Raw genomic sequence first — 15,541 nt, 5'->3', positions numbered from 1 at the left:
AGTTACTAAATTGACCCTCTATCACCCAATTTGAGGGGTGATAGAGGGTCACGTCTAGTCAGAACCAAATTGGGCTGAATTTTTTTGACGTTTCTCGATAGCGTTCTTTAGTAATGCTGCGGTGCGATAAAAGCCATGAGCAAACTTTCCGTAGGGCATTGTCAGGAACAATCCCATCACAAAACCAAGGTGAATAGATAGCAAAAGTGGCATAGCACTGCTATCTCGGTAGATCAACAACAACAGACCCGAGAGGCTAATCAAAAATAAGAGTGCAATAAATGCTCTATCCATTGGTCTTTGAGCCACATCGCCATGAGCTGAGTTTCTTTGTAGATTGAGATAGAAAAGTCCAGCAGGGCCAATTAGCAAACCTATGCCGCCTAGCGTCCCTAATACAACAGGCAAGCTAGTAAGGGCATACGGTGCATGTAAATTCAAGAAATAATGGTAGATCGTAGCAACACTCGTAGCCGCAAAACAAAGCATAAATCCATAAAACATGAAATGATGCAGACGCTTTCTCCAAAGAGAAAAAGCATCGTCCTCGTTATTACAACCTTCGCCATGTCCGCCGCCTAAGTATTTCAAAGTGAGCGCATCATGAGTTGCTTCTGCTGCAGCACTTGTCGTGATCACTCCTGCATCAATTCCCTTCCAAAAACGAGTAAAGCCGATAGCCAAGGAGAGGGCCGCATAAGCGAATACGATGCCAAACATGAGGGCAAGCGTATTGTGCGAAAAAATGGCGTAAAAGTTACCACTTAACTGACCCAAGAAAAGCGAGCCGTTTAAATATGCGCTCAGAATCAAAAAGAATGCGAGGGAGAGAGATGTTGCCATCGCTACTACCAAGCCATTCTGTTGATACAGGCCGCCAAAGGATTGAGGCCAAGCGTAATTGACGTAAGTCTCTTTGCGAATCTGGGCCATCACCTTAGGAATATTGACGCCAAATTCATGAGGAGGAGCGTATTGACAAGCATGCAGACATGCACCGCAGTTGTGGCACAGGTTAGCTAAGTAATTAACAACAACGGTAGGCGTAAATTCAATTCGGCGCGTCATTGCTGGAAAGACTGCACAAAATCCTTCGCAATAGCGACAGGCGTTACAGATTTGTAACATGCGATCTGCTTCCGATACTGGTGTCGGAGTAGAAAGTACTTTGGCTTCTTGAATGAGTAACTTAAGTTCTTGCATGCTGAGCATTCTGTAATTGATTTTTCGCTGCGCGCGCAGCTTGGGTGCCTGCAATTCTTCCAAAGACAGTGCCAATTGCCATGCCGATACCAGCAGCATATCCTTTGCCAAGAACATTACCCGCCATCATCTCTCCCGCAACAAATAAGTTTTCACTCGGCTGGCCATTAAATCGCACTGCTGCAGTCTCATCAGTCTTTAAACCCAAATAAGTAAAAGTGACTCCTGGTCTAACGGTGTAACCATAAAACGGCCCAGTATCAATAGGTAGCGCCCAGTGAGTTTTGGCTGGCACTAAGCCCTCGGTATAACAGTCATCCAAAATAGTGTGATCGAAAGTTCCCACACGACAAGCTGCGTTATAGGTTTTGATGGTTTCCATCAAGGCATTCGGATCTAGCCCAAGCTTGGGGGCTAGCTCATCCAGAGTGTCGGCTTTTTCACCAGGAAACACTGGAGGCATGAAACGACCCAATACTTTTGAGTCAATAATCGAATAACCAATCTGGCCAGGTTGCCCTGCTACTAATCGACCCCAAAATGCATAACGCTTGGGCCAGAAATCTTCACCTTCATCAGAAAAACGTTGCGCGTTCTTATTCACCACAATTCCAAAAGAAACGGCATCAATACGAGTACAGATACCCCCATCGTATAAAGGAGCTCTTGCATCCACGGCAACCATGTGGGCTTGGGTGGGATCACTGACTGAATCTGCGCCCATTCTAATCAACTGCTTGAGTAGCACACCATTGTTGTATCGTGTTCCACGAATCAAGAAGTTATCTGCAGGAGATTCACCAAACTCATTAATACCCCAAGCCTCTTTAAGCCATTCGCGATTAGACTCAAATCCCCCGGCAGCCATAACGCAAGTTGCTGCCTCAATCCGTTCGTTACCAACATAGGCAACAACAAATTTGCCATCGCGGATCTCTACTGAAGATACTGGCGAGTCATAGCGTATCTGTACACCCAGCTTTTCAGCGCCTCGATAATAGGCATTCACAAGCGCTTTACCGCCACCCATAAAAAATGCATTAGTCCTTGAGAGATTTAATGTGCCAGACAATGGTGGCTGAAAGTGCACTCCATGTTGACGCATCCAATCGCGACACTGGGAAGTTTCACGAATAACTAATCTGGCCAAGAACTCATCTGTAATACCGCTAGTGACTTTCAGAACGTCTTGCCAATATTCTTCTTCGGGATAGGTGCCGAGCATCACATCTTGAGGCTCATCATGCATCGCCCGAATATTACGAGTGTGAGAAGAGTTGCCCCCGCGCCAGTCTTTGGGGGCGGCCTCTAACAGTAAAACGCTAGCGCCAGCCTCTCTAGCCATTAAGGCAGCACATAAGGCGGCATTTCCACCACCAATTACTAAAACGTCGACCATGGCTAGAGCTTCGTAGAAAAAGAAAATACTTTACTGTTTTTTGAGCTTTTTTACCGAGAGACCGATCAAGCTGTACTTGAGCGACTTTGACTCGAGGACACCCAAATTCCGACAACAATGAGAGCAAAGGCCAACACATGAAATAACTGTGGTGGCTCACCCAGCATCGCTGCAGATAAAAGCGCGGTAAATAACGGAATGAAGTTGGCGAAAAACGCGGCTACTGTAGGGCCTGCACCATTTACACCCAAGCCCCAGCAGCGGTAAGCAATTAAAGATGGCCCTACCGCCACGAACAGAATCAAAGAGCCTGTCCATAGATTAAGGTCCAAGAAAGCATTACCAGTAGCAATCTCAAAGCTATCAAAAAATCCGGTCCATAGCAGGCCAACTAACACCTGCGCCATTAAAAAATGTGCCCAAGGCCATTGACGCTCTGTGCTAGACCCAGGGTGGCTCAGCATCCAACTGTAGAAGGCCCATAAGATGGTGGCCAGCATGATGAGCAAATCTCCAATCACCATCTGCATCGATAGCAATGTGGCTAACTCTCCTCTCGTGAAAACAATAGCCACCCCAATTAGAGATACGATTGCACCAATCAACTGCAGGAGATTAGGCTTCACTTGATAAAACACGGCGCCAATCAATAGCATCCAAATTGGCATGCTAGCCCCAATGAGAGTGACATTGATTGCCGTTGAAGTTTGCAAAGCTAGATATAGCAGTACGTTATAACTCCCTACGCCAAACAATCCCAATAACAGGAATCGCTTTTTGTTTTGCCACAACGCGCTCTCTGGTTTAAAAACTCGCCATCCCAAAGGCAATAGAAGCAAGGCAGCCAAACCCCAGCGCACTGCACTCAAAGTCATCGGAGAGACACTGCCAACTAGCAAACGGCCAGTAATTGCATTGCCAGCCCACAATGCAGTGGCAATTAATAGATAGGCAACGGTTGCAAGGTTTAATTTAGGCATACAGATGAGTCATGGATAGACCAGTATTTTTGGGCCCCCGCATTAGGGATACCCTAGCATTGTAGAAACAATTGACCCGGTATTGCTAAGATAGAGCTTAATTAGAGTAATGCCCATTAAAAGAGCAACAAAAAAGGATTAACTGTGCCAATCATCACCAGTATTGAAGACTTGCGAGTTTTACATCAGAAGCGCACTCCCAAGATGTTTTATGACTACGCTGATTCTGGCTCATGGACTGAGTCAACCTATCGCGCGAATGAATCTGATTTTCAGAACATTAAATTACGTCAGCGTGTAGCGGTTGATATGACTAACCGCACCACTAAAACTAAGATGGTGGGTCAAGAGGTAGCAATGCCAGTAGCTCTTGCGCCAACTGGACTGACTGGCATGCAACATGCCGATGGAGAAATTTTGGCAGCAAAAGCAGCTGAAAAATTTGGTGTACCTTTCTGTTTATCCACTATGAGCATTTGCTCCATTGAAGATGTAGCCGAGCGCACTACAAAACCGTTTTGGTTTCAGCTCTATGTCATGAAAGATCGCGGCTTTATTGAGCGCCTCATTGAGCGCGCAAAAGCGGCTAAATGTTCTGCGCTGGTATTGACCTTGGATTTGCAGATTTTGGGACAAAGACATAAAGATCTGAAAAATGGCTTATCAGCGCCACCTAAACTCACTCTCGCCAATATGATCAATATGGCAACTAAGCCGCGCTGGTGTTTGGGCATAGCAATGACACCACGTAGAACCTTCCGCAACATTGTTGGTCACGCCACTGGCGTTGGCAATATGTCCTCCCTTTCCTCTTGGACTGCAGAGCAATTTGATCCAGGCCTCAATTGGGGTGACGTAGAGTGGATCAAAAAGCTCTGGGGTGGCAAGCTCATTATTAAAGGCATCTTGGATGAAGAGGATGCACGCTTAGCTGCAAACTCTGGCGCAGACGCCCTGATAGTCTCCAACCATGGAGGCCGCCAACTTGATGGCGCCATCTCTAGCATCAAGGCCTTGCCTGGAATTGTGGATGCTGTTGGCAAAGATACTGAAGTTTGGATGGACGGCGGTATTCGCTCTGGGCAAGATGTTCTCAAAGCTTGAGCACTAGGTGCTCGCGGTACGATGATCGGTCGCCCATTTCTCTATGGCTTAGGTGCCATGGGCGAGGCAGGTGTCACCAAGTGCCTAGAGCTGATTCACAACGAGCTCGACATCACTATGGCATTTACTGGCCATCGTGATATTCACAATGTCACTAGAGATATTCTTTATCCAGGAACTTTCTAAATTTCTTACTTACTTAACCACCCCGTTATCGTCTTTGGAATTTCATTCCTTGTATTCGCATTGTCTGTTTGGTTTGGCAATGCAGTACTCAGTCGCTATCGCACCAAAGATACCGAGACTTCTGAAGACTTAGGGGTTATTCAGACCGCCACACTGACATTATTGGCACTCATTATTGGCTTTACCTTCTCAATGGCAATTGACCGCCATGACAATCGAGAAACTCTTGAAGAGGCTGAAGCCAACGCCATTGGAACTGAATATCTGAGGGCAGATTTACTGCCCAGCCAGAACAAAAGATCTTTTAAGCCAGTATCTAGACCAACGCATTCTGTTTTACTCACGACAAAGTAAAGAAAAAATCCAAGATATACGACATCAAACTGATGAGCTGCAAGCAGCTTTATGGAAAGAAATCCTCCCGATTGCCCGCGCTCAAAGTACAGCTACAACTGCACTGGTAGTTTCAGGTATGAACGACGTTTTGAACTCCCAGGGCTACGTGCAAGCTGCTTGGTGGAATCGCATCCCCTATCCAGCTTGGGCATTAATGGCCGCTATTGCAGTATGCGCAAACATACTGGTTGGATTTGGGGCTCGTAATTTCCGGAAAAATATTGGCCTGTTCATGATTTTTCCATTTGTGGTTGCTGTATCCTTTTTCCTGATCGCCGATATCGACAGCCCTAGAGGCGGCATCATTCGCATTGAACCCAAGAACCTTATTACTCTCAAGCAAGCCTTAAATCCCCAAATAGGTACCCAACCTGCTACTAGCAAATAAGCTTCATCAACTAGGCGGTAAATATGAAACGTGTAGTGGATGTTTTTAAAAACCGTGGTCGCGAGCTGGTATGGACTTATGTCGTCCACTTACAAAACGACGATGACTTTCATCCTGGCCAGCTCGATTTTGAGCTTGAGGCTTTAAGGCTTTCCCAGATTGATAAACGGGGTTTGGCCAGCGAGTTAAGCGCCAAAGTAAGGCTCAATTAGTTGCGATTCCTCAAATAAGGGAAATTAACCCTGAACTTGTAAATGTTAATGAGATTCATTATCATTTGTGTCAAATCCTTTCTTTGACCAGGTTCAATATGAGTAAAGCCCACTACCACCCAATCTCCATCTTTCTGCACTGGTTCGCCTTCCTGCTAATAATTGCTGCATTTATTGCGATTGAGCTAAAAGGGCAATTCCCCAAAGGAAATGAGCCACGTGAACTTTGTAAAACAGTTCATGGGGTCATTGGCCAGTTGATTTTTTTAGCCATGGCGCTTCGCCTGATGGTTCGTTACATTTATGGCGTTCCTAAGCCAACAAATCCTAAACCAGTATTTGCCTATTTGGCTCACGCGATGCATTGGCTAATATACGCCATCCTCTTAATCGCACCTATCTTTGGCATGCTGTATTTTCAGTATGGCGGTAAAGAAATTCATTTCTTTGGATTGGTATGGCCTCAGCTTCTGACCCCGAATCCTGAGATGAAAAAAATAGTTGAAGGAATTCATGAATTTTTAGGAAATTCGCTGTATTTCCTGATTGGCATTCATGCTTTAGCTGGCTTGTGGCAACATTACATCCTGAAGGACAATACACTGCGTCGAATGTTAAATAAAGTTAAGGCGCCTGCTTAAGGATTTATTAAGATGAAACCGCTTTCTAAAAAAGCCAAACTAGTAGTTAGCTGGACGGCTCTCATGACGGTAGTAGGTACAGCCGTTTTACATCAATGGCAATTTTTTGCACTGGGTTGCGCATCGATTGCTGTTCTATTGATTGCCAATCACTACGACTTATTAAACGACTCTGAAGATAAAAAATAAGCCTCACTACGAAGGTAATGAGGCTTAGTGACCAGCATATAGCGACTAGCTAGTTTAAAAGCTCAAAAGGTTGGATAGTCCGTATAACCCGCCTCTTGACCGCCGTAAAAGGTTGCACGGTTGTAGGGATTGAGGGGTGCGTTTTTTTGAAAACGTTCCGCTAAATCCGGATTAGAAATATACAAACGGCCATAAGCTACCGCATCGGCCAAGCCATCCTCCAAGACCTTCTCCCCCATCGCCTGATCGTATCCGCCTGCAGTAATGAATTTACCTTGGTAGGCTTTGCGAAAGATCTCTGAAGTAACTGGAGCTTGATCGTCAATATGCTCATTGCCGCCTGCGCTGGTAGCGCGAGGTTCAATCATATGAACATAGGCTAAGTTGTAGGCATTGAGTTTTTGGATAGCTGCGCTAAATAATGCAACCGGATCGCTATCAGCCATATCGTTAAACGTTCCGTAAGGTGAAAGCCTTAACCCTACCCGATCACTTGAAAAGACTTTGCTAACAGAGTCGATCACTTCTCCCAAGAGACGTAAACGATTTCCAATAGAGCCGCCATACTGATCGGTACGTTGATTGGTTTTATCTTGCAAAAACTGATCAAGTAGATAGCCATTTGCCGAATGAATCTCAATACCATCAAAACCAGCTGCTTTTGCATTTTGGGCAGCGATCTCATACTCTTTTAAGAGTCGCGCAATATCATCCAGGGTCATTGCCTTAGGCGTCTCGTAGTCATGTAATTTCCAATCGGCGCCATACGTTTGACCAGAAGCAGCAATTGCTGAAGGCGCCTCAGGAAGACCTTGTTCTGAATGCAGGGATGAGTGAGAAATTCTTCCTACATGCCATAACTGCGCAACCATCGATCCACCCTTGGCATGAACCGCATCCACAATTTCTTTCCAAGCAGCAGTTTGTTCTGGCGAATAGATACCAGGAGTTGCTGGATACCCCATACCGAGGGGTGAAATTTGCGTAGCCTCTGAAATAATAAGACCAGCGCTAGCACGCTGGGCATAATAAATTTTTGCCAAAGGGTTTGGAACGTCTCCCGCAACAGCACGCATACGAGTTAATGGCGCCATAACCAAACGATTTTTTAAAGCTATTGCACCCAGCTTCACTGGGGTGAACATAATTTCTTTGCCTGACATGGATTACCTTTTTAATAAATGGTGAATAAAGCAATCATACAAATGAATTCTATTTTTTGTTTTTATTCCTACACCTTCCTTTATTGAGTGCGAACTTTTTGAAGACCCTCCCCAAAGCGTTCGCGAATGCATTGTGATAAAGCAGCAAACTCAGTGACGTGCGCAGTTGAGGATCTTGCAACCAGCGCAATCACTCTTTTGGGGGCTGGTGCCGCCATCGCCTTAGCCACTAATTCTGTATTGTTTAGAAGACTGCTCTTTACCGCCATTTCAGGGATTAACGCAATTCCAAAACCAGACTCCACCATTTGCAATAAAGTAAGTAAGCTGGTTGCCTCCATTGCCTCATTCTTCTGAATGTCCGCCTTCTTGCAGGCTTGCAAGCTATGCTCGCGCAAGCAGTGCCCCTCCTCCAGCAATAGCAATCGTTCAGCCATCTTTGCTGGAAGCATCACCTCCTTACCTTTTAATGCGGGGTCACCTTCGCGGGCTACTATCCAAAAATTATCATCAAATAATTCTTCAACGCGCAGTCCACTGACATCGTAAGGCAATGCTATAAGAGCGAAATCTAATTTGTGATCAGCAATCCTCGCAAGCAGATTTGCTGTTAGGTCTTCCCTAAGAGTAATTTTAAGATCAGGAAATTGCTTTCGCACCTCTGGCAGAACAGTGGGTAACAGAAAAGGTGCAATCGTTGGAATCACGCCCAAACGGATATTGGCGGTCATTGGCTTGCCCGTAGCGCCAGCATACTCAACCAAATCCTCAGATGCCGTCAGAATCGCCTTAGCGCGCTCCAGCACTTCTAGGCCAGCAGGTGTAATCGACACATTTTGACGATCACGTTCAACCAACTGAATACCTAAGCCATCCTCTAATTCTTTTAAGCCAGCACTTAAAGTCGATTGCCCTACGAAACAAGCCTGAGCCGCACGGGTGAAATTGAGCTCTTTTGCCAGAGCAACCAGATAGCTTAGCTGTCTGAGAGACGGTAAATAGGCCATATTGCCTCCTTATCGAATAATTAGATTAATATTAGCATAATTATTTATTGGACTGATTAAACTATGGGGTTCAGAATTCATTCCATGGTTGAGCAAGTAATACGATGATGTTTTACAAGCCCAACAAATTTAAACATTTGAGTAAAGGAATCGAAAAATGGCACGCCCAGAAATTAAAACCATCCAAAACTTGGAATCCGCATTTGCAGGTGAATCCATGGCACACATCAAATATCGCTATTTTGCAAAATTAGCCAGGGCAGCTGGCGACGAAGAGACCGCAAGAATTTTTGAAGCCACTGCAGATCAAGAAGTGATGCACGCCTTTGGTCACTTGGATTTGCTCTACCCCGCCAGCACCATTACTCCAGCTCGCGCCTTGGAAATCGCTATTGAAGGCGAGACTTATGAATACACTGAAATGTATCCATCATTTCGTAAAACTGCTGTTGAGGAGGGTAATGAGGCAGCAATCAAAGAGATTGATGAGCAAATTGCAGAATCGAAAGAGCATGCAGAGCAGTTTCAGGCGGTATTAGCTAAAGCTGCTAAGCGCTTCGGAGCCTTGGCTAATGTGGAAGAGCGCCATGCAAATCACTACAAAGAGGCGCTAGAGAAGGCAAAGGTATTTGCTGCTTAACAATCGCAAGCAAGAAATAAAACGGAACTGAATTTAAACTTCTGTCAATTACTAAAGGAATTAACATGAAACAATGGCAATGTATCGTATGTGGCTTTATCTACGATGAAGCAAAGGGCTTACCAGAAGATGGAATCGCTCCAGGCACTGCATGGGCAGATATCCCAGAAGATTGGGAGTGCCCAGACTGTGGCGTAGCAAAGTCTGATTTCGAAATGGTTCAGATCTAAGCTTTCTTTTACTCACCGCGTAATTTCGAACCGCACTGATTGCACCTAAAGGAGCTAGTCTTGGACCAAAATACATCTTCATCCGCTATCGTAGTAATCGGTAGCGGATTAGCAGGTTATACCGTCATTCGTGAAATCCGAAAATTAGATAAATCCATTCCGACTACTCTGGTGACAAAAGAGCCTGGCTATTTTTACTCTAAGCCTATGCTCTCGACTGCTCTAGAGGGAAAGAAAGATGCTACTCAGCTAGTATCAACTTCGGCAGATGAAATGGCTATGCAATTAGAGTTAACTATCGTCGCTCAAGCCGAGGTTGATTCAATTGATATAGCCTCAAAAACCATTCAGACCAGCAAAGGTGCAATTCCTTTTGGCAAACTCGTCTTAGGTCTTGGCGCAGATCAAATTCGCTTGCCGCTCCAAGGAAATGCCGCGAATGAAGTATTGACGGTCAATGATCTTGAGGACTATGCCAACTTTCGCAATGCCATTGCTGATAAAAAAAGAGTGGCAATTCTAGGTGCAGGGCTGATTGGCTGTGAGTTTGCCAATGATCTTGTTCTAGGGGGATATGAGGTGGATGTCATCGATCTCGCACCTCAAGCGCTCGGACGCCTGATTCCAGAGGCGGCAGCAACTGATCTGCAAAATAAATTAAGCGCAGCTGGCGTCAAATGGCATTTCTTTACCACCGTTCAATCGGTTGATCGTAACGCTGACCAACTTCAACTCACACTAGCTAATGGCAGCACCCTCGCTTGCGATGTTATTTTGTCGGCAGTAGGACTGAGGCCGAGATTAGATCTTGCGAAAAAGGCTGGGCTTGCTACCAACCTTGGTGTCCAGGTCAATCGCGAACTACAAACAAGTGCAAAAGATATCTATGCCTTAGGTGATTGCGCTGAAGTAGAAGGATTAGTGTTGCCATACGTCATGCCGATTATGCAAGCCGCTAGAGCACTTGCGGTCACGCTAACTGGCACTCCAACTGCACTTGCTTATCCAGCCATGCCAGTGATGGTGAAAACCCCTGCCCTGGCAACTGTAGTTTCACCTCCGGCAAAAGGTGCGCTTGGCCAATGGAAAACCAATTCTTCCCATGATGGCCTTGAGGCTCGCTTTAAATCGGATGATGGCAAGCTATTGGCTTTGTCCTCATGGGAAGCGCTACAGCCCAGCGTGGCGCCCTTACTAAAGAACTTCCTCCGATACTCCCATAATCTATTCGAGCTCAAAATAAAAAGACCCGCAGTGCGGGTCTTTAGTTTTGCAGCACTGATGGGTGATTAAGAAACGATCACGAACCAAGTAGTGTTGTGTGACTGAGCAACCATCAAGAACAACATTGGGATGGATAACAATGTGTTCAAGCGCGATGTCAACATCGCAACGCGAGCAGACTTTGCTTTTACATCAGCCTCTACAGTAACGATACCAAGAGCACGTTTCTGATTAGGCCAGATGATAAACCATACATTAAATGCCATAACCAATGCAATCCACATACCCAAACCAATTGCGCGGAATGGAGCCTGTAATGTAAACGCTTGATGTGCATAACCGTTTAATGTAGCAACGATCAAACCAGTTAATACGGTAAACAAAGCTGCGTAACGGAACCAAAATAATGCAGCAGGAGCAATCACTTTACCAATTGCTGGCTTTTGCTCATCAGGAATTTTTGGCATAGAAGGAATTTGCACAAAGTTGAAGTACCAGAGCAATCCAATCCACATCACACCAAACATCACGTGCAACCAGCGGAATACGAAAGGCAACTCAGTAGATCCGAAGTTACCGCCTAAAGCCAAAATAATTAAAACGAGGAGCACAAAACCTGCTAATACGGTGCGTCCCAATGAGGTCAAAATTGATGCCATGAAAGGATCTCCTTTATTGATGAATGCGGTGTAACTATAAACGATTCTGCTAATTTTGTACTGATCAGGAAAAATTCAGAATTCTTACTTAAAATAGTGACTTAGGGCCCTTTGGGGCGCAAAATCACAAGAATATAAGCACTACGAGACACCATATGCGAATGCCCTTTTTTCTTAAAGTACTGACCTGCCTCTCGATGGCACTTTCAACCCATTTTTCTGGTGTTAGAGCCCAAGAATTTCCACCCAAGAAAACAATCACCATCGTTGTTGGATTTGCGGCAGGTGGATCTGCCGATAGTGCTGCACGGGTGATTGCCAAAAAACTCAGTGAGGACCTTGGACAAAATGTCATTGTGGATAACAAGCCTGGCGCTGGCGGCAATATTGCTCACGCCTACACCGCTAACGCGCCCGCTGATGGATCGGTCATTCTGTTTGGCTCTGTTGGTCCACTGTCAATTGCACCTCATCTGATGAAATTGCCATATGACCCTCAAAAAGATTTAGCACCTCTCACGATGGGTGTTACCTTCCCCAATGTTTTAGTAGTGATTCCCGATTTAGGCGTCAAGAATTTCAAGGAGTATGTAGCACTGGCTAAAAAGAATCCTGGGAAGATTGCTTTTGCATCCACTGGCAGTGGTTCAGCCTCACACCTGCAAGGTGAATTGGTGAACGTCCGTGCAGATATTGATACGGTTCATATTCCCTATAAAGGCGGTAGTCCGGCAATGGTAGACCTATTGGGCGGACGCGTCTCCTCTTACTACTCCGCTCTTGCAACTGCAGACCCCTACATTAAAAATGGCAAGCTCATTCCGATTGCCACAACCGGCTTAAAGCGTGCCCCGACACTGCCAAACGTTCCCACTATTGCAGAGTCAGGCTACCCTGGATTTGACGCCAGCAACTGGTACGCTTTTGTTGCACCAGGTAAAACACCAGACATCATTTTGGAAAAATGGGATAAAGCACTTGTTGCGGTACTGAAAGATAAAGCTACTAATGCTCAATTGGCCGAACATGGTTTAACACCCAATCCTGGTACCAGAGAAGATTTACAAAAATATATTGCTAGTCAATCTGCTTTATGGGGAAAGATTATTGCTGACAGAAAAATAACCGCTGAGTAATGAATCATCAGCGGAATCATCAGCGGTTATTTTGTAAAGCAGGTGCCGCTTTAATAGCGGCTTTTTAATTTACTGAGCAGTCCAGCCGCCATCCATATTCCAGGCAACTCCGCGAACCTCAGAGGCATCAGGACTACAGAGGAACACTGCCAAAGCAGCTAGTTGCTCTGGAGAAACGAACTCTCCAGATGGCTGCTTCTCAGAGACCAATGCAGTCTTTGCAGCCTCGTTTGAAATGCCTTCACGCTCAGCTCGCGCATCAACTTGTTTTTGCACCAAGGGAGTTAACACCCAGCCTGGGCAGATAGCGTTACAAGTAATGCCAGTAAGAGCATTTTCAAGGGCGGTCACTTTAGTGAGGCCAACGATGCCATGCTTTGCGGCAACATAAGCTGCTTTTTGCGTGGATGCAACCAATCCATGCACTGAAGCAATATTAATAATGCGACCCCAATTGCGTTTCTTCATTCCAGGCAAAGCGTGGTGCGTTGTATGAAATGCAGAGCTTAAATTGATTGCAATAATCGCATCCCACTTATCCGTTGGGAAATCCTCAATATTGGCCGTGTATTGAATGCCAGCATTGTTCACCAAAATATCGAGCGCGCCAAAACGTTTCTCAGTCTGCTTAATAAGGTCTTCAATCTCAGCAGGTTTGCTCATATCGGCGCCGTGGTAATCCACCTCAACACCGCAAGCTTTAATTTTTGCAAGCGCCTCATCCTTCTCACCAAAACCATTAACCATAATATTGGCGCCCTGCTTTGCTAATGCAATTGCCATACCCAATCCAATACCGCTAGTAGAGCCCGTAACGAGTGCAGTTTTACATTGTAAAGAAGACATATCCATTTTCTCGAAAAGTTAATAAGGGAAAGACATAGAATACAACGCCAGGGTTTAGATTAAATGAAGCCAGTGACCCAATTGGTGCCAGAAACTATCCGGGACTAACGTCAATAACCAGGTGAGCGTGAGGTAGCGAAAGAGCTTGCCTATAAACATATAAATAAGACAATGACGCCAATCCAGCTTCAGCCAACCCGCGGCTAAACACAAAGGATCGCCAAATCCAGGCAACCAAGAAAGTAGCAGAATTTTAGGACCCCATTTTTCTAGCCAATTCTTAAGGCGAGCATCTTTTGGCTCTCCTACAGACTTCATGCTATTACGAGCAATCAGCCCAAGCCACCAATCAAGCATTCCGCCCAATGTATTACCAACAGTTGCCACCACAATGGCGACCCAATAGAGATGAGGGTTTAAAGAAATATATCCAAATAGAATTGGTTCAGAACCAATCGGTAGCAAGGTTGCCGAAACAAAGGCGCTGATAAATACCGCCGGCAATCCTACCCGAAGGCAAGCCAAACCAATCAAAAAAATGTACCAATGTGTGCTCCACTAAGCACCCGCTCCATTTACCAGTGGTTGACCATATTTTTGCTGCAAGTTGTTCAGCCCGTATTGAGTGGTTTTGATCAGATTTTTCATCGAATTAGATCTATTTTGCCCTGTTTTTGATAATCCCCAAGAATTTCATTTCTTGCTTAAACTAATGGGTCTAGGCAGCAAGTAGCCACATATTTCAACTATAGAGACACCCATGAATCACCCTATCCCCAAGCCCGATCAATTCCAAGATATGCGGGAGGCTTTGCGCGATCTTTGCAGTAATTATGACTCAACCTATTGGCAAAAAATTGATCATGAACGTGACTATCCAGAAGCCTTTGTGAAAGCCATGACGGAAGCGGGCTGGTTAGCCGCATTAATTCCAGAGGAATATGGTGGCTCAGGACTAGGATTGGCCGAGGCTTCGGTCATCATGGAGGAAATTAATTTTTCCGGCGGAAACTCAGGGTCATGCCATGGCCAGATGTACAACATGAGCACCCTTCTACGTCATGGTTCTGAAGCCCAGAAAAAAATGTACCTTCCCAAGATTGCTACTGGTGAGTTACGCCTTCAAAGTATGGCGGTTACCGAACCTACAACAGGTACAGATACCACCAAACTCAAGACTACCGCTGTTAAAAAGGGAGATAAGGCATCGTTAACGGTCAAAAGGTTTGGATCTCGCGCATCCAGCATTCGGATCTAATGATTTTGTTAGCACGCACAACTCCAATCACTGAAGTGCAGCGCAAATCTGAAGGCATGTCGATATTCATCGTCAATCTTGCTGATGCGATTGGCAAGGGCATGGAAGTTCGTCCAATTGCCAATATGGTGAATCATGAAACGAATGAAGTCTTTTTTGATAACTTAGAAATTCCAGCAGAAAATCTGATAGACACCGAAGGTCAAGGGTTTAAATATATTCTCGATGGTTTAAATGCTGAACGCGTCTTGATTGCCGCCGAATGTATTGGCAATGCCTACTGGTTCATTGATCGTGCCAGACGCTATGCCAACGATCGCGTTGTATTTGATCGCCCGATCGGAAAAAACCAAGGTATTCAATTTCCAATTGCCGATAGTTATATCGAAACTGAAGCCGCTAATTTGATGCGCTTTAAAGCCTGTGAATTATTTGATCACCATCAACCCTGCGGCCCTGAAGCAAATATAGCCAAGTACTTAGCCGCTAAAGCTTCTTGGGAGGCAGCTAACGTTTGTCTTCAAACACACGGGGGATTTGGTTGCTAACGAGTACGATGTTGAGCGTAAGTTCAGGGAGACGCGCCTATATCAAGTAGCGCCCATTTCAACCAATCTTATCTACTCCTATGTAGCCGAGCATATTCTTGGTCTGCCAAGATCCTTTTAGGTTGAGATCAA

The 15,541-nt window shown here is 45.3% G+C and carries 17 protein-coding genes and 2 pseudogenes; 11 read left to right on the top strand and 8 right to left on the bottom strand.

The window, feature by feature from the left end:
• Positions 1–54: 54 nt before the first annotated feature.
• The 3 genes from tcuB to DXE33_RS01490 form a co-directional block, all read right to left on the bottom strand.
• On the bottom strand, positions 55–1,203 hold the full coding sequence (gene tcuB / locus DXE33_RS01500) for a tricarballylate utilization 4Fe-4S protein TcuB (RefSeq protein WP_114639684.1): 1,149 nt from the start codon (positions 1,201–1,203) through the stop codon (positions 55–57).
• Positions 1,190–2,602 carry an FAD-dependent tricarballylate dehydrogenase TcuA gene (gene tcuA, locus DXE33_RS01495; protein WP_114638338.1) on the bottom strand — a complete coding sequence of 471 codons (1,413 nt, stop codon included), beginning with the start codon at positions 2,600–2,602 and terminating at the stop codon, positions 1,190–1,192. The genes tcuB and tcuA overlap by 14 nt, the downstream gene beginning before the upstream one ends.
• Positions 2,603–2,667: 65 nt before the next feature.
• Positions 2,668–3,582 (bottom strand): DMT family transporter, encoded by a 915-nt coding sequence (locus DXE33_RS01490; RefSeq protein ID WP_114638337.1) that lies wholly within the window; start codon positions 3,580–3,582, stop codon positions 2,668–2,670.
• A gap of 144 nt (positions 3,583–3,726) precedes the next feature.
• On the opposite strand from DXE33_RS01490, the pseudogene DXE33_RS01485 reads away from it, so the two are divergent.
• From DXE33_RS01485 to DXE33_RS09660, 6 genes and pseudogenes are all read left to right on the top strand, one after another.
• Positions 3,727–4,872: pseudogene (locus tag DXE33_RS01485) on the top strand (alpha-hydroxy acid oxidase).
• 60 nt (positions 4,873–4,932) lie between these two features.
• Entirely contained in the window at positions 4,933–5,226 is a 294-nt protein-coding gene (locus DXE33_RS09940; RefSeq protein WP_231970300.1) for a hypothetical protein, read from the top strand.
• A complete protein-coding gene (locus DXE33_RS10760; protein ID WP_456299488.1) occupies positions 5,147–5,656 on the top strand; it encodes a bestrophin-like domain in 510 nt (169 codons plus the stop codon). Before DXE33_RS09940 ends, DXE33_RS10760 begins: the two co-directional genes overlap by 80 nt.
• A gap of 23 nt (positions 5,657–5,679) precedes the next feature.
• A complete protein-coding gene (locus tag DXE33_RS01475; protein ID WP_114638336.1) occupies positions 5,680–5,868 on the top strand; it encodes a hypothetical protein in 189 nt (62 codons plus the stop codon).
• Positions 5,869–5,966: 98 nt separating this feature from the next.
• Positions 5,967–6,509 carry a cytochrome b gene (locus DXE33_RS01470; RefSeq protein WP_114638335.1) on the top strand — a complete coding sequence of 181 codons (543 nt, stop codon included), beginning with the start codon at positions 5,967–5,969 and terminating at the stop codon, positions 6,507–6,509.
• A 12-nt stretch (positions 6,510–6,521) separates the two neighbouring features.
• Positions 6,522–6,698 (top strand): hypothetical protein, encoded by a 177-nt coding sequence (locus tag DXE33_RS09660; protein ID WP_174222279.1) that lies wholly within the window; start codon positions 6,522–6,524, stop codon positions 6,696–6,698.
• A 62-nt stretch (positions 6,699–6,760) separates the two neighbouring features.
• Here the strand turns inward: DXE33_RS09660 and DXE33_RS01465 are convergent, their stop codons facing one another.
• Both DXE33_RS01465 and DXE33_RS01460 read right to left on the bottom strand, forming a co-directional pair.
• Entirely contained in the window at positions 6,761–7,861 is a 1,101-nt protein-coding gene (locus DXE33_RS01465) for an alkene reductase (protein WP_114638334.1), read from the bottom strand.
• Between the two features lie 80 nt (positions 7,862–7,941).
• A complete protein-coding gene (locus DXE33_RS01460; RefSeq protein ID WP_114638333.1) occupies positions 7,942–8,868 on the bottom strand; it encodes a hydrogen peroxide-inducible genes activator in 927 nt (308 codons plus the stop codon).
• A gap of 157 nt (positions 8,869–9,025) precedes the next feature.
• Between DXE33_RS01460 and DXE33_RS01455 the strand changes: the two genes are divergently transcribed.
• From DXE33_RS01455 to DXE33_RS01445, 3 genes are all read left to right on the top strand, one after another.
• A complete protein-coding gene (locus DXE33_RS01455) occupies positions 9,026–9,508 on the top strand; it encodes a rubrerythrin family protein (protein WP_114638332.1) in 483 nt (160 codons plus the stop codon).
• Between the two features lie 65 nt (positions 9,509–9,573).
• Entirely contained in the window at positions 9,574–9,738 is a 165-nt protein-coding gene (locus tag DXE33_RS01450) for a rubredoxin (protein WP_114638331.1), read from the top strand.
• Positions 9,739–9,798: 60 nt separating this feature from the next.
• Positions 9,799–11,031 (top strand): NAD(P)/FAD-dependent oxidoreductase, encoded by a 1,233-nt coding sequence (locus DXE33_RS01445; protein ID WP_197711963.1) that lies wholly within the window; start codon positions 9,799–9,801, stop codon positions 11,029–11,031.
• On the opposite strand, the gene DXE33_RS01440 is transcribed toward DXE33_RS01445, so the two are convergent.
• Entirely contained in the window at positions 11,028–11,621 is a 594-nt protein-coding gene (locus tag DXE33_RS01440) for a urate hydroxylase PuuD (protein ID WP_114638330.1), read from the bottom strand. The genes DXE33_RS01445 and DXE33_RS01440 overlap by 4 nt on opposite strands.
• Before the next feature lie 197 nt (positions 11,622–11,818).
• On the opposite strand from DXE33_RS01440, the gene DXE33_RS01435 reads away from it, so the two are divergent.
• The gene (locus tag DXE33_RS01435) at positions 11,819–12,757 is read left to right on the top strand and encodes a Bug family tripartite tricarboxylate transporter substrate binding protein (RefSeq protein WP_231970297.1); all 939 of its coding nucleotides are present in this window, start codon (positions 11,819–11,821) and stop codon (positions 12,755–12,757) included.
• Between the two features lie 69 nt (positions 12,758–12,826).
• Here DXE33_RS01435 and DXE33_RS01430 read toward each other — a convergent pair whose 3' ends face one another.
• Together DXE33_RS01430 and DXE33_RS01425 are read right to left on the bottom strand one after the other, a co-directional pair.
• On the bottom strand, positions 12,827–13,603 hold the full coding sequence (locus tag DXE33_RS01430) for a 3-hydroxybutyrate dehydrogenase (protein ID WP_114638328.1): 777 nt from the start codon (positions 13,601–13,603) through the stop codon (positions 12,827–12,829).
• Positions 13,604–13,657: 54 nt separating this feature from the next.
• A complete protein-coding gene (locus DXE33_RS01425) occupies positions 13,658–14,107 on the bottom strand; it encodes a YqaA family protein (RefSeq protein WP_231970296.1) in 450 nt (149 codons plus the stop codon).
• 256 nt (positions 14,108–14,363) lie between these two features.
• Between DXE33_RS01425 and DXE33_RS01420 the strand changes: the two are divergent.
• A pseudogene (locus DXE33_RS01420) lies at positions 14,364–15,530 on the top strand (acyl-CoA dehydrogenase family protein).
• Positions 15,531–15,541 lie beyond the last annotated feature (11 nt).

It is taken from the genome of Polynucleobacter necessarius (assembly GCF_900096765.1).
GTDB lineage: Bacteria > Pseudomonadota > Gammaproteobacteria > Burkholderiales > Burkholderiaceae > Polynucleobacter > Polynucleobacter necessarius_F.
The sequence above is the reverse complement of the archived record's forward strand: the minus strand, read 5'-3'. Positions and strand labels throughout refer to the sequence as shown.

Excerpts from the sequence above, each read along its gene's own strand:
- tcuB (WP_114639684.1), bottom strand. The coding sequence starts at position 1,203 with ATGCAAGAACTTAAGTTACTCATTCAAGAAGCCAAAGTACTTTCTACT.
- tcuA (WP_114638338.1), bottom strand. The coding sequence starts at position 2,602 with ATGGTCGACGTTTTAGTAATTGGTGGTGGAAATGCCGCCTTATGTGCT.
- DXE33_RS01490 (WP_114638337.1), bottom strand. The coding sequence starts at position 3,582 with ATGCCTAAATTAAACCTTGCAACCGTTGCCTATCTATTAATTGCCACT.
- DXE33_RS01475 (WP_114638336.1), top strand. The coding sequence starts at position 5,680 with ATGAAACGTGTAGTGGATGTTTTTAAAAACCGTGGTCGCGAGCTGGTA.
- DXE33_RS01470 (WP_114638335.1), top strand. The coding sequence starts at position 5,967 with ATGAGTAAAGCCCACTACCACCCAATCTCCATCTTTCTGCACTGGTTC.
- DXE33_RS09660 (WP_174222279.1), top strand. The coding sequence starts at position 6,522 with ATGAAACCGCTTTCTAAAAAAGCCAAACTAGTAGTTAGCTGGACGGCT.
- DXE33_RS01465 (WP_114638334.1), bottom strand. The coding sequence starts at position 7,861 with ATGTCAGGCAAAGAAATTATGTTCACCCCAGTGAAGCTGGGTGCAATA.
- DXE33_RS01460 (WP_114638333.1), bottom strand. The coding sequence starts at position 8,868 with ATGGCCTATTTACCGTCTCTCAGACAGCTAAGCTATCTGGTTGCTCTG.
- DXE33_RS01455 (WP_114638332.1), top strand. The coding sequence starts at position 9,026 with ATGGCACGCCCAGAAATTAAAACCATCCAAAACTTGGAATCCGCATTT.
- DXE33_RS01450 (WP_114638331.1), top strand. The coding sequence starts at position 9,574 with ATGAAACAATGGCAATGTATCGTATGTGGCTTTATCTACGATGAAGCA.
- DXE33_RS01440 (WP_114638330.1), bottom strand. The coding sequence starts at position 11,621 with ATGGCATCAATTTTGACCTCATTGGGACGCACCGTATTAGCAGGTTTT.
- DXE33_RS01435 (WP_231970297.1), top strand. The coding sequence starts at position 11,819 with ATGGCACTTTCAACCCATTTTTCTGGTGTTAGAGCCCAAGAATTTCCA.
- DXE33_RS01430 (WP_114638328.1), bottom strand. The coding sequence starts at position 13,603 with ATGTCTTCTTTACAATGTAAAACTGCACTCGTTACGGGCTCTACTAGC.